Source organism: Flavobacterium sp. DSP2-3-1 (assembly GCF_049896865.1).
Taxonomy (GTDB): domain Bacteria; phylum Bacteroidota; class Bacteroidia; order Flavobacteriales; family Flavobacteriaceae; genus Flavobacterium.
Genome location: NZ_JAFCVD010000002.1, coordinates 21,156 through 34,078, shown reverse-complemented (window position 1 = coordinate 34,078; position 12,923 = coordinate 21,156). Strand labels below are relative to the sequence as shown.

The following is a 12,923-nucleotide window of genomic DNA, read 5'->3' as shown; positions in this document are numbered from 1 at the left end:
AAACAAAAGTACAGCTAATAATAATTGTAAAACAGCTATTTAACATTTTTGTATTCTTGTAAAAACCTTCTTTTGGACGGTAAAATATTTAAAGAAATTATGAAAAGTTTACTTTATATTTGCAAACTTAAAGTAGGGCTTAGAAGGGCCTGGACAGATATAAAAAAGAAGATGATATGTTAGGCATTTCATATTTTCAAAAAATAATATTATTAAGATATGAAACACATACGTAATTTTTGCATTATTGCACATATTGATCACGGAAAAAGTACACTTGCTGACCGATTATTAGGTGCTACACAAACCGTTACTGCTCGTGAGGAAAAGGCGCAATTACTCGATAACATGGACTTGGAGCGTGAACGTGGGATTACTATAAAAAGTCACGCGATTCAGATGGAATACACCTATAAAGGGCAAGAATATATTCTGAATTTGATTGATACTCCGGGACACGTAGATTTTTCGTATGAAGTTTCTCGTTCGATTGCAGCTTGTGAAGGCGCACTTTTGATTGTAGATGCAGCGCAAAGTATTCAGGCACAAACCATTTCGAATTTATATTTGGCTTTGGAAAACGACTTGGAAATTATTCCGGTTTTGAATAAAGTGGATTTACCAAGTGCTAATCCGGAGGAAGTAAGTGACGATATTATTGATTTACTTGGCTGTAAATTGGAGGATATTATTCACGCTTCAGGTAAAACTGGTTTTGGTGTAGAAAATATTTTGGCTGCTATCATCGAAAAAATTCCGCCACCATCAGGAAGTGTTGACGAGCCGTTACAAGCATTAATTTTTGACTCGCATTACAATCCATTTCGAGGAATCGAAGTTATTTTTCGTGTAAAAAACGGACAGATTAAAAAAGGTCAGAAGATTAAATTCATGGCTACGGGCAATGAATATTTTGCGGATGAGATAGGTACTTTAAAATTAAACCAAGTTCCAAAACAAGTCATTTCAGCAGGCGATGTCGGATATTTAATTTCTGGAATTAAAGAAGCAAAAGAAGTAAAAGTAGGAGATACGTTGACGGATGCGAAAACGCCAACAACAAATATAATAAAGGGTTTTGAAGATGTGAAACCAATGGTTTTTGCGGGTATATATCCTGTGGATACCGAAGATTATGAAGAGTTGAGAAACTCTATGGAAAAACTACAGTTGAACGATGCTTCGTTGGTGTTTTTACCGGAAAGTTCTGCAGCTTTGGGATTTGGTTTCCGTTGTGGATTCTTAGGAATGTTGCACATGGAAATTATCCAAGAGCGTTTGGAGAGAGAGTTTAACATGACTGTAATTACTACCGTTCCAAACGTTTCGTATTTGGCTTACACCAAAAAAGATCCTACAACGCCGCTTATCGTAAACAACCCTTCGGACTTGCCGGAGCCTTCTCGTTTAGACCATGTTGAAGAGCCTTTTATTAAGGCAACTATCATTACCAAATCCGATTACGTCGGAAATGTAATGAGTTTATGTATCGAAAAGCGTGGGTTGATTACCAATCAGACGTATTTGACTACGGAACGTGTAGAGTTGACTTTTGACATGCCTTTGGCAGAGATTGTATTTGACTTTTATGACCGTTTGAAAACCGTTTCTAAAGGATATGCCTCGTTTGATTACACGCCAATTGGGATGCGAACTAGTAATTTGGTTAAAGTGGACATTTTGTTAAACGCTACGATTGTTGATGCTTTATCATCGTTGATGCATGCCGACAATGCATATCACATTGGAAAAAAAATGTGCGAAAAACTGAAAGAATTAATCCCACGCCAGCAATTTGATATTCCTGTTCAAGCGGCGATTGGGGTAAAAGTGATTTCTCGTGAGACGATAAAAGCGTTACGTAAAGACGTTACCGCCAAATGTTATGGTGGTGATATTTCCCGTAAACGTAAATTATTGGAAAAACAGAAAAAAGGTAAAAAACGAATGAGACTCGTTGGAAATGTTGAAATTCCACAAGAAGCGTTTATGGCTGTTTTGAAGTTGAATGATTAAAAATTATTGTAAATTCTGACTCGAGCAAAGCGAACTGGCGAGGTAATTTAAAACTATAGATGAAACCTGACGATGTAAAAATTGTCAGGTTTTTTTGTTTTTATTTATCCTTCAACCATTCAAACAATCGTTTTGCATCTTCGAATTTAAACAATTGGGTTCCTTCATTCATCGTTGCTGCTGAACCACAAGCGACTCCCCAACGAATGACTTCTTTCAGGCTTTTATTTTGGGAAAGCGCCCAAACCATTCCACCCACCATACTGTCACCAGCACCTACAGTGCTTTTTTTGGCAACATTGGGAGCAGGAAGAAACTCACAAGAGTCTTTTGTAACTAATACTGCCCCTTGTGGACCAAGGGAAACGACAACAATTTCGGCACCACCATTTGTAATGATTTGCTTGGCAGCTTCGTTTACTTCTTCCAGTTCCAATCGCTCCACGCCTATTAATTTTGCGAGTTCACCAACATTAGGTTTAATCATATAAACACCAACTTCTAATGCTTTTTTTAATGCTTCGCCTGAGGTATCGATAATTAACTTTGCATTTGATTTTTTGGCAATTTCTGCAATTTTTAAATAAAAATCTGTTGACAAACCTTCATTCAAACTACCACTAGCAACTAAAAATTTTGGGCTTAAATTAGCTATGGTTTCTAGAATTCTATTGCTTTCTTCTTCCGAAATATTTCCTCCTGTAAATCCGAATCGATATTGAGAATTGGTATTGTCATCCACAGCAACAAAACTTTCTCTAGTCCAACTTTGAACGGCAACAGCTTCATAGGCAATTGACTCCTTGTCAACCAATTCTTCAAGCATTTTACCTGTTGGTCCACCAGAAGTAAATACCGCTAGCGAAGTTCCTCCTAAACGCGAAATTGCCTTAGAGACGTTAATTCCGCCGCCACCAGCATCAAAGAGTGGTTCATCACAGCGTATTTTTTGTTCCGGTTTTAAGCCTTTAAAGTGAGTACTTTTGTCCAAAGCAGGATTAACTGTTATCGTAACTATATCAAATGACTTCATTTTTTATGATTTAATTACTCTAAAGGTCGAATAAAATTCATAAAAATTGGTACAAATCAAGGCGAATATTTCTTCGTATATTTGCAACCTCAAAACAATTAAAATAATGATTGAAGATAAAAACCCACAACGTACTAGCATAGCTCAATTAGGAGAATTTGGATTGATAGACCATTTGACAAAAAACTTTGAAATTAATCAGCCTTCTACTCTAAAGGGAATTGGGGATGACGCAGCCGTTTTGGATTTCAAAGACAAAAAGGTGGTTATCTCTACCGATTTACTCATTGAAGGTGTGCATTTTGATTTGGCTTACATGCCGTTAAAACATTTAGGCTATAAAGCAGTTGTGGTCAATGTTTCGGACATATGCGCGATGAATGCCAAGCCAACTCAAATTACGGTTTCTGTAGCCGTTTCCAATCGTTTTCCTTTAGAAGCTTTAGACGAATTGTTCGCAGGAATTACGCATGCAGCTCGTGAATATAATGTAGATGTTATAGGCGGCGATACGACTTCATCTCAAAAAGGGTTAATTATTAGTATAACTGCTATTGGTGAAGCCGACGAAAATGAAATCGTATATAGAAACGGCGCGAAACAAACTGATTTATTAGTAGTTACCGGAGATATTGGAGCTGCTTACATGGGACTGCAAGTTTTAGAAAGAGAAAAGCAAGTTTTTAAGGTGAACCCAAATTCACAACCAGATTTAGATGCATATACGTATTTAATCGAACGTCAATTGAAGCCGGAAGCCAGAAAAGATGTCCGTACTTTATTGCATGCTTTAGAAATAAAACCAACTTCAATGATTGATATCTCGGATGGATTGTCATCGGAAATTATGCATTTGTGCAAACAGTCCAAAGTAGGTTGTAATTTATATGAGGACAAATTACCAATAGATCCACAATTTATTAATGTGTGTGAAGAATTCAATATCGACAGTACAACCGTTGCGATAAACGGTGGGGAAGATTATGAATTGCTTTTCACTATTGCTATGGAGGATTTTGAAAAAATCAAAGGCAATCCAAATTTCACTATCATTGGTCACATGACACAAGAAAGTGAAGGGATTCATTTAGTTACTCGTGCCAACACCAAAATTGCGTTAAAAGCACGTGGCTGGGATGCTTTGAGTGAATAAAGTATACATTAAAACAACAAAAAACGACACCTTTTAAGTGTCGTTTTTTTGTAAAAGAAATTTAAAAAAGCAATCCCTTATTTTTAGCTTCTCGAATTAAGTCAATGTCACTGCCGTCTTCTATTTTTAATAATTCTTTTAATTTTAATTTTCTTTGTTCAACTGCACCCAAAGAAATTGGAATATATTGAGGAATAGTATTCAACTTAGTACCTTTTGATATATGAAACAAAATTTGTTTATCAAATTGATCGATTTCGATTGCATCTTCCTCCGATTGGGCTAACATTTTTAGAACCGATTGACTGTAATACTTTTCATCCTTTATAACTTTGTCAAAAGCAAAAAGCAATTCGTCAAATGTTAAATCATTTTTTATAGCCAGTGCACTTGGGTTTATCGTATTGATAATTGTTTTAATCTTCAGCAATTCCGTATACATGGTTAGCAAAATGATTTTGCAGTTTGGCATATATTCAGATAATAACTTCGCTAAATCCTCCCCAGAATAAATATTTTTTTCTTCAAAAGGAGGCATGCTAATATCCAAAAAAGCGATGTCAAATGCGGGAATATCTGGATTTGTAATAATCTGGTATGCTGATTGACAATCTTTAGCTTGAGTAATAAAAAACTCAAATTCATCCGGATTATATCTGGTAATTGCATTTTTGTAACCTTCAATAATGAAAGGATGGTCGTCAACTATTAAAATTTTATTCTTCGTTGTTAATGTATCAACTGAATTAATCGCCATTTTTTGTGTAAATTGTAGGTTTATTTTCTATTGTATTGGGGCTGTAACGGTTATAATTGTTCCTTTACCTTTTGCCGATTTAATGTCAAAAACTCCATCGCATTCCTTGGATCGAAAAAGTATGTTTTGCAGGCCAATTCCTTTTTTGGCTGTTTTCACATTAAAACCAGTGCCATCATCGGTGATTTTTAAAATTAAGTAATCCGCTTCTTTTTTCAGTTCTATTCTAATGGTATTTGCATTGGCATATTTATTAATATTTTGGAGTGCTTCCTGCAAAATACGATATAAATTAATTTTTACCGGGTTACTCACCAATTCCCATTTTATCGCAGAATCAATATTAGAAATGAGTTTTGATTTATAAGTCTTTTTTTGGTCTTCAAATAAATTATCGATTATCGCGACGAAGTTATTAATTAATTCTGATTTTTCTCTATTAAGATCATGGGAAATCTCACGAATATCCTGCTCAATATTTTTTAATTCTGTTAAATAGCTGTTTCTTTTTTCAATAGCAGTCTCATCAACAACTTTATTTAAACTATCTAAGTTAATTCGTACTCCAAACATTCTGCCCAAAACTCCATCATGCAATTCTTGCGCCACTCTTTTTTTCTCCTTAATCCTATTTATTTCGATTGTGTTTTGTTGTGAAATCATTAAATTATAAATCTCTTCATTGGCAATCTGCTGTTGTTGCTTGAATAACAATTCTCTGTTTTTTGCTTTTTGTGTTCTAATGACAAATGAAAACAAACCAATCATCGCTAATCCGCTAAAAATATATACTAAATTTCTATTTTGTTGAACTAAGTCCGTATTTTCGCTTTTGATTTCCTCTGTTTCAAACTCTATACGGGAGAATTTATTCCCTATTTTACGGTCTGATCTTTGGAGTTTTTCATTGACAAGAATGTATTCTCTGGCATATATCGCCGCGTTTTGTGGTTCTGTTACAGATAATTGCTTTAGCGAGTTTAAAATATCACGATAATCATTAGTCTCTTGTGATAACTTAAGCGCTTGTTTGGCATACTTACTTGCATTTACAGTATCATTCTCAGACATAAAATATACTGATAAATTAATTTTACTTGCAATAACTCCAACTGTAAACTGCAAACTATCCCTGATTTTTAATGACTTAAAAAACAAATCTGGCAATTCATTTTTCTCATTCAGTTTAAATTTGGTATAAGCTAAATTATCTAACAGCATGGCATACAGTGAGGGTTTGTCTTTAAATACATTCTCTTCTTCTAATCCTTTTTGAAAAAAAGATTTTGCTTTCTTAAAGTCTTTTTTGTTTTGATAAACTAATCCAATATTATTATAAGAAGTAGCCTTTGGCTGAAAAACTGATGGAATTATTTCATCAATACTCGCCAAGGCTTTGTTATGGTATGTCATTGCATTATCAAAATCATCTAATTCGTTATAGATTAATCCCAATAAATTATAAGCATGATACGACACTTCACTTTGATCTGTATTATTTATAATTTTTAAAACTTTAAAGGCGGCTTTTTCAGATCCCAAAAAATCACTTACGTTATACTGAAGATTAGCTTTATTCAGAATCGTTCTTGCTTGATTGGTTTTGTCTTCTAGTTCGAGATACATTTTCTCGGCTTTGTCATAAAATATAAAAGAACTATCCGATACCGCTTGAGAATAATAATAATCCCCTAAGTAGGTATAGCCCTTTGCAAGACTAAACAAATCCTTTTTTTCTTCAGATTTTTTGAGTATTACAAACACTGCTTTTTTATACTCTTCAAATTTGTCTAAGTTGTAATACCGGTTAGCGATTTTGAATAAATTTACACGGTGTAGCGAGTCATTTTCTTGGTCAGCAATAATTATTGATGCTTTTTGTACGTATTGCTCTCGCAACTGAGGAGGCAAGTCAAAATCATTAGCAAAAGTTAAATAAGAAGTAAGGCTGTCTTGTGAGCGCACATTTACAGCTGACGCTCTTTTCTTTTGGTTACATCCCAAAAAAAACAATGTCAAAACAATTACTATATAGGAAGTTAATTTCAATAGGAGATTCTTATTTCATCAAAAATAACAAAATAAAATTAGTACCATAAAAAAAGGCTGTCAAATTTCTTTGATAGCCTTTTAAATTTATAGGAGCAGTTTACTAATCTACTTTTTTATTCCCAGCGCTTGTTGATCCGCTTCCAGCAAGATCCAATCTCACATTTTCGATTTTAAAAACCTCTGCTTTATTGTCTTTTTTTGTTACTGAAGTGATTTTTTCATTTGAAGTAAAAGAAGTTAATACCATTACTAAAGAGAATAATCCGATTGTTAAAATTGCTTTTTTCATAATTTGGGTTTTTTATGTTGTTGTTTTGATTTATCTTATTTAGAAGCACAATTGATCTGTGATTCTTCTGTAAAACTACACAGACAACTTAATTTTTTCCTACAAAAAAAGACGTTTATGGTAGAATGCATCCGTTTGGTGGTAGATGAATATCAAATTTGAGTGCATGGCTGATTTTATATTTCTAAATAATTTCCGTTAGCAAACTCGGAGATAATGAGATCGACATTGATCTTGTATGATTTAGAAAAAGGAAGTTTTTCAGGACTATTTTTAATATGACAGAGAGAGTTTCCACTATGAATTCTGGAAATATAATTACGGTTTACAATGTAACTATTATGAATTCTAATAAATGGATACGACAATGCTCGTTCAAAATGTTTCAATGTTTTAAAAGCAGTAATCATTTCTCCATTGTTGAGATAGATATCTGTTGAATTATTATCCGCCCGCAGATAACAAATGTCTTTTGCATCAATATAACGATAATCTCCATAAGACTTAATACACAATGTCAACGATTGTCCATGACTTATCGTTTCGGGTTGTGGGAGGAATGTTGGTTTTTCATCAAAAGTTATAGGTTCATTCAAATCTACTTCACTTTCAACTTTTGACTTATTTAATTTTAATATCAATTTTACCAGATCAATTCTTAGCAGTGGGTTTACGAAATAATCGAAAACCTCACATTTTATAGCATCAAAGGCTAAATCTTTATTGCTGGATGTAACAATAATTTTTGGGATAACTTTTAAATACCTGTGCAGTTCATTGATAAGTGCCAAAGACAAATTACTGGCTTTATTATTAGGATCAATTTCGAGAAAAACTATTAGAGGAATATGTTCTAAAATAAGATTTAGTCCATCAGTATAATTATTTGCGGACGCCACAAAAGTAAGCTCTGAAAAACTATCAGCAATGCCTTTTGTTTTTAGAACACCTTCTTGATTGTCGTCAATAATAATGTACGAGTAATTCATCGATGGCTTTTCCTGAAATTATGAGGCATTAAATCTGATATTCAAAGCAAAACATACTTCAGATCATTAAATTACTATCGTGGTTTAGGGAAACTAATTATACGAAAGCATGAAAAATCAAATAAAAGAATCTTATTCAACATTCTAAAAATAATCATTTAACCTTTTTTCCTTATAAGTTGTTAATATGTTTTAAACAAATGTTAACACATTAAGATGAAGTGCAAATATATCCGATAAAAAGCGTTGTTTTTTATTTTATAACCAGTTAAAATAAATTTCATTTAGTAAACCATACCTAAAAAACATCTCGTTATTATCACCAAAAATTTCCAATAGAAAAGCTGGGACTTATTTTATTACTGACATAAAAATTAACGGTATCGATTGATTATTACTCTGTGCAAATTAGCCAGCAAAAAATTAAACGTAAAAAATACTTTTTTTACAAATTTATCTTACTTTTATAAAAAAACCAACATTATGAAAAAACTATTTGTATTAATTTGCCTAACTTCTTCTCTATTTGGTTTTAGCCAAGAAAAAGAAACAGTCGATTTTAAAAGAAATGAATTAAAAGGAAATGCACTTTTATTGGTGATAGGCGCCGGAGAATTCACTTACGAACGATTACTTAGCGAAGAATCCGGAGTTGGAGTATCATTATTTTTCAATTATGATGATCAATTTTACACCAAATTTAGCCTAACTCCCTTCTATCGTTTTTATTTCAGTAAAAAACCGGCGGCTGGTTTTTTTGTGGAAGGTTTTGGGATGCTGAATTCTTATGATAGCTATGTTTATAACAATAATTCATACGATCCATACAATTCAAACATCGAAAACAGAACCGATTTTGCACTTGGTTTTGGTCTAGGTTCTAAATGGATTACCAAAAAAGGATTTCTTTTTGAAATAAATGCAGGTGTTGGTAGAAACTTATTTAATAGCAGCGATACTGATAATGAAATAGTAGGACGAGGCGGAATAACATTAGGTTACAGATTTTAAACAAAAAAGCTTCTCAATCGAGAAGCTTTTTTTTAATATTAATCGCAACTAATTACATTTTCATCAACCAGTTTTTCATTGAAACTTCATTTTCAATAATTGATTTTAAGTCTTTAATAGCCACACGATCTTGTTTCATTGTATCTCTGTGACGAATCGTTACCGTTTGATCTTCTATTGTTTGATGATCTACTGTAATACAAAACGGTGTTCCAAGCGCATCTTGTCTTCTGTAACGTCTTCCTACGGCATCTTTTTCATCATACGCCACATTAAAATCCCAACGTAAATCGTCAATGATTTTATGCGCGATTTCTGGTAATCCGTCTTTTTTAACCAATGGCAAAATTGCCGCTTTAGTTGGAGCCAGAACCGAAGGTAATTTCAAAACAATTCTTGTGGAGCCATCTTTTAGCGTTTCTTCCTTCAATGAAGTCGCGAAAACTGCCAAGAACATCCTGTCTAATCCTACTGAAGTTTCTACTACATAAGGAACATAATTCTGATTCAATTCAGCATCAAAATATTGTAATTTTCTGCCGGAAAACTGTTCGTGTGCTTTCAGATCAAAATCGGTACGAGAGTGAATTCCTTCCAATTCTTTGAATCCAAAAGGGAAATTAAACTCAATATCAGCAGCTGCATTCGCATAATGCGCCAATTTCTCGTGATCGTGAAAACGGTAATTTTCTTTTCCTAAACCAAGGGACAAATGCCAACTAAGTCTAGCCGCTTTCCAATGTTCGTACCATTTCATTTCATCGCCTGGACGCACAAAAAATTGCATTTCCATTTGTTCAAACTCACGCATACGGAAAATAAATTGTCTTGCAACGATTTCATTTCTAAATGCTTTTCCGGTTTGTGCTATTCCAAAAGGAACTTTCATTCGACCTGATTTTTGAACATTCAGGAAGTTCACAAAAATACCCTGAGCCGTTTCCGGACGTAAATACAAATCCATCGCTGAATCAGCTGAAGCTCCAAGTTTTGTTCCAAACATCAAGTTGAATTGACGCACTTCGGTCCAATTTCTGGAACCTGATTCCGGACAAGCAATTTCTAATTCTTCAATTAATGCTTTTACATCTTCCAAATCTTCGTTTCCTAAAGAACGCGCCATTCTTTCCAGAATTTCTCTTTCTTTGGCTTTGTACTCCATGACACGGGCATTTGTCGTAACAAATTCCTGTTCGTTAAAAGCATCTCCAAAACGAGCACGTGCTTTTTCGATTTCTTTGATTGCTTTCTGATTTAGCTTTTCGGCATAATCTTCAATCAAAACATCGGCTCTATATCTTCTTTTTGAATCTTTGTTATCAATCAATGGATCGTTAAAAGCATCTACGTGACCTGATGCTTTCCAAGTAGTTGGGTGCATCAATATTGCCGCGTCAAGACCTACAATGTTATCGTTCATTTGAACCATTGCTTTCCACCAATATTCGCGTATGTTCTTTTTTAATTCTACTCCGTTTTGTGCATAATCATAGACTGCACTTAAACCATCGTATATTTCGCTTGACGGAAAAATAAATCCGTATTCTTTTGCGTGCGAAATTACATTCTTAAATAAATCTTCTTGTTTTGCCATAATAATGCAAAAATATAAAAAGTGAACTTAAAAAAAAGAAAATTGTTAAAGATTGAAGCATTGATTTGTCTATTTTTATAAATAAATCCCTGATTACATGTTTGAAAGCATTATAAATCTCTTTTTTCCAAAAGTCTGTTCCGGTTGCAGCTCCTTTTTATTATCCAATGAAAATGTAATTTGTACGGTTTGCAGACACGATATTCCACTAACAAATCATCATTTGAATTCAAAGAATGATGCTTTCAAAAAATTTTACGGACGAATTCCTGTAATCCATACTTCGGCATTATTTTATTTTCATAAAAAAGGAATTGTACAAGAACTTATCCATAATTTAAAATACAAAGGACACGAGGAAATTGGGGCAATTCTTGGCGAATGGTACGCCGAAGATCTAAAGAACATTGACTCACTACAATCTGTTGATGAAATTATTCCTGTTCCATTACACCGAAAAAAGTTAAAAGAAAGAGGATACAATCAGGTAACTGCTTTTGGAAAAGCACTTTCTTCTGGTTTAAATATCGTTTATAATGATTCGCTGTTGATTCGCAATGTGTACTCAAAAACGCAATCCAAAAAAAACTTATTGGGAAGAACTGAAGGAATCGAAACCATTTTTGATGTTTCTTTTACTGGAAAAGACCACAACAAACATTTCCTTTTAATTGATGATGTCATCACAACAGGCGCTACACTGGAAGCTTGTTCCAGAGCTTTGCTGAAAATTCCCGGCGCAAAAATCAGTATTGTTTGTATGGCCATGGCGCAATCTTAATTTAGAAATTTTGGTTCTAAAACATATATTTAAAACAGAATGGCAATTTAAAGCACAGCCGTTTTTTAGCCCTGATTACTTCACCAAATTTTTATTCTCATGTAAGTTCAATGAACTTCGTTTAAAGTGGAAATCCTTTTTACGCGTCTTTGCAACAGATAAAAAGATTACTTCATTATACTTTTATTTTAATTGGTGTTCGGTGAATTTCATTTGCGGCGGAAAGCAGGACACGAGCGGAGCGAATTAATGAAGTAAATAGCTCCTTAAAATAAGTCTGTTACAATTTCAAATAGCACACTATCAATTAATTTAATGAAATTATAACGAAATAGAATTTCCGTTTCCAAAGTTTAATGTTTAAATTTGAATAAATATTTATAAATCATTAAACAAACACATTATGGCTTTTGAATTACCACAATTACCTTATGCGTATGACGCATTGGAACCTTATATTGATGCGCGCACGATGGAAATTCATCACACGAAACATCACAACGCTTACATTACCAACGTTAATACTGCTATTGCAGGGACGGATATGGAAGGTAAGACGATTGAAAATATTTTAATTAATCTTGATATGAAAAACATGCCAGTTCGTAACAATGGTGGTGGTTTTTACAATCATAATTTGTTCTGGACTGTGATGACACCAAACGGTGGCGGACTTCCAACTGGAGATTTATTAGCTGCGATTGAAGCGACTTTTGGATCTTTTGAAGAATTTAAAGCATCGTTCAGCAAAGCTGGAACAACTCAATTTGGTTCTGGATGGGCATGGCTTTGCGTGCATAAAGGTGGAAAAGTAGAAGTTTGTGGAACTCCAAACCAAGACAATCCATTAATGCCTGGTGTAGGTTGTGGAGGAACTCCAATTTTAGGAATGGATGTTTGGGAACACGCATACTATTTGCATTATCAAAACAGAAGACCCGATTATATTGAAGCTTTTTTCAATGTAATCAACTGGACGGAAGTAGCAAGAAGATTCGCTTTAGATAAATAAAAAGAGATTCCAGATGAAAGAATAAAGACTTCAAAAATTACTGTTGTCTTTTTTCTTGTTTCTTAAAACAAAAATCACCGATTTCAAGATTTGAAATCGGTGATTTTTTTTATATCATTTCCTGACTTTATTCCAATAAAAAAGGTGGAATCTCTTCCACCCTTTTTGCCCCAAATCTACCATAAACTTAACCTACTAATATTATGGTGATTCAAATTTATACTAGTTCTTCGTTG

Annotated in this window: 11 protein-coding genes; 5 read left to right on the top strand and 6 right to left on the bottom strand. The window is 33.7% G+C overall.

Annotation, left to right across the window (positions count from 1 at the left end; genetic code table 11):
• Positions 1 to 219: 219 nt before the first annotated feature.
• Complete coding sequence (gene lepA / locus ACP7AT_RS02435; RefSeq protein ID WP_417959202.1) at positions 220 to 2,016, top strand: translation elongation factor 4; 1,797 nt, start codon at positions 220 to 222, stop codon at positions 2,014 to 2,016.
• A 100-nt stretch (positions 2,017 to 2,116) separates the two neighbouring features.
• On the opposite strand, the gene ACP7AT_RS02430 is transcribed toward lepA, so the two are convergent.
• On the bottom strand, positions 2,117 to 3,049 hold the full coding sequence (locus tag ACP7AT_RS02430; RefSeq protein ID WP_426062778.1) for a 1-phosphofructokinase family hexose kinase: 933 nt from the start codon (positions 3,047 to 3,049) through the stop codon (positions 2,117 to 2,119).
• Between the two features lie 106 nt (positions 3,050 to 3,155).
• Here ACP7AT_RS02430 and thiL point away from each other — a divergent pair, with 106 nt between their 5' ends.
• The gene (gene thiL, locus ACP7AT_RS02425) at positions 3,156 to 4,202 is read left to right on the top strand and encodes a thiamine-phosphate kinase (RefSeq protein ID WP_426062777.1); all 1,047 of its coding nucleotides are present in this window, start codon (positions 3,156 to 3,158) and stop codon (positions 4,200 to 4,202) included.
• A gap of 61 nt (positions 4,203 to 4,263) precedes the next feature.
• Here the strand turns inward: thiL and ACP7AT_RS02420 are convergent, their stop codons facing one another.
• From ACP7AT_RS02420 to ACP7AT_RS02405, 4 genes are all read right to left on the bottom strand, one after another.
• Positions 4,264 to 4,959: a response regulator gene (locus ACP7AT_RS02420; protein WP_426062776.1), complete on the bottom strand. Its 696-nt coding sequence runs from the start codon at positions 4,957 to 4,959 to the stop codon at positions 4,264 to 4,266.
• Positions 4,960 to 4,986: 27 nt separating this feature from the next.
• A complete protein-coding gene (locus ACP7AT_RS02415) occupies positions 4,987 to 7,008 on the bottom strand; it encodes a tetratricopeptide repeat-containing sensor histidine kinase (RefSeq protein ID WP_426062775.1) in 2,022 nt (673 codons plus the stop codon).
• A 103-nt stretch (positions 7,009 to 7,111) separates the two neighbouring features.
• Positions 7,112 to 7,300, bottom strand: coding sequence for a hypothetical protein (locus tag ACP7AT_RS02410; RefSeq protein WP_426062774.1), 189 nt, complete (start codon positions 7,298 to 7,300; stop codon positions 7,112 to 7,114).
• A gap of 176 nt (positions 7,301 to 7,476) precedes the next feature.
• Positions 7,477 to 8,289, bottom strand: coding sequence for a LytR/AlgR family response regulator transcription factor (locus tag ACP7AT_RS02405; protein ID WP_426062773.1), 813 nt, complete (start codon positions 8,287 to 8,289; stop codon positions 7,477 to 7,479).
• A gap of 483 nt (positions 8,290 to 8,772) precedes the next feature.
• Here ACP7AT_RS02405 and ACP7AT_RS02400 point away from each other — a divergent pair, with 483 nt between their 5' ends.
• On the top strand, positions 8,773 to 9,300 hold the full coding sequence (locus ACP7AT_RS02400) for a DUF3575 domain-containing protein (RefSeq protein ID WP_426062772.1): 528 nt from the start codon (positions 8,773 to 8,775) through the stop codon (positions 9,298 to 9,300).
• A 52-nt stretch (positions 9,301 to 9,352) separates the two neighbouring features.
• Here ACP7AT_RS02400 and ACP7AT_RS02395 read toward each other — a convergent pair whose 3' ends face one another.
• Positions 9,353 to 10,894, bottom strand: coding sequence for a glycine--tRNA ligase (locus ACP7AT_RS02395; RefSeq protein WP_426062771.1), 1,542 nt, complete (start codon positions 10,892 to 10,894; stop codon positions 9,353 to 9,355).
• Between the two features lie 97 nt (positions 10,895 to 10,991).
• Between ACP7AT_RS02395 and ACP7AT_RS02390 the strand changes: the two genes are divergently transcribed.
• Together ACP7AT_RS02390 and ACP7AT_RS02385 are read left to right on the top strand one after the other, a co-directional pair.
• Positions 10,992 to 11,675, top strand: a complete 684-nt coding sequence (locus ACP7AT_RS02390; protein WP_426062770.1) for a ComF family protein — start codon at positions 10,992 to 10,994, stop codon at positions 11,673 to 11,675.
• A 403-nt stretch (positions 11,676 to 12,078) separates the two neighbouring features.
• On the top strand, positions 12,079 to 12,687 hold the full coding sequence (locus ACP7AT_RS02385; RefSeq protein ID WP_426062769.1) for a superoxide dismutase: 609 nt from the start codon (positions 12,079 to 12,081) through the stop codon (positions 12,685 to 12,687).
• Positions 12,688 to 12,923: the final 236 nt, after the last annotated feature.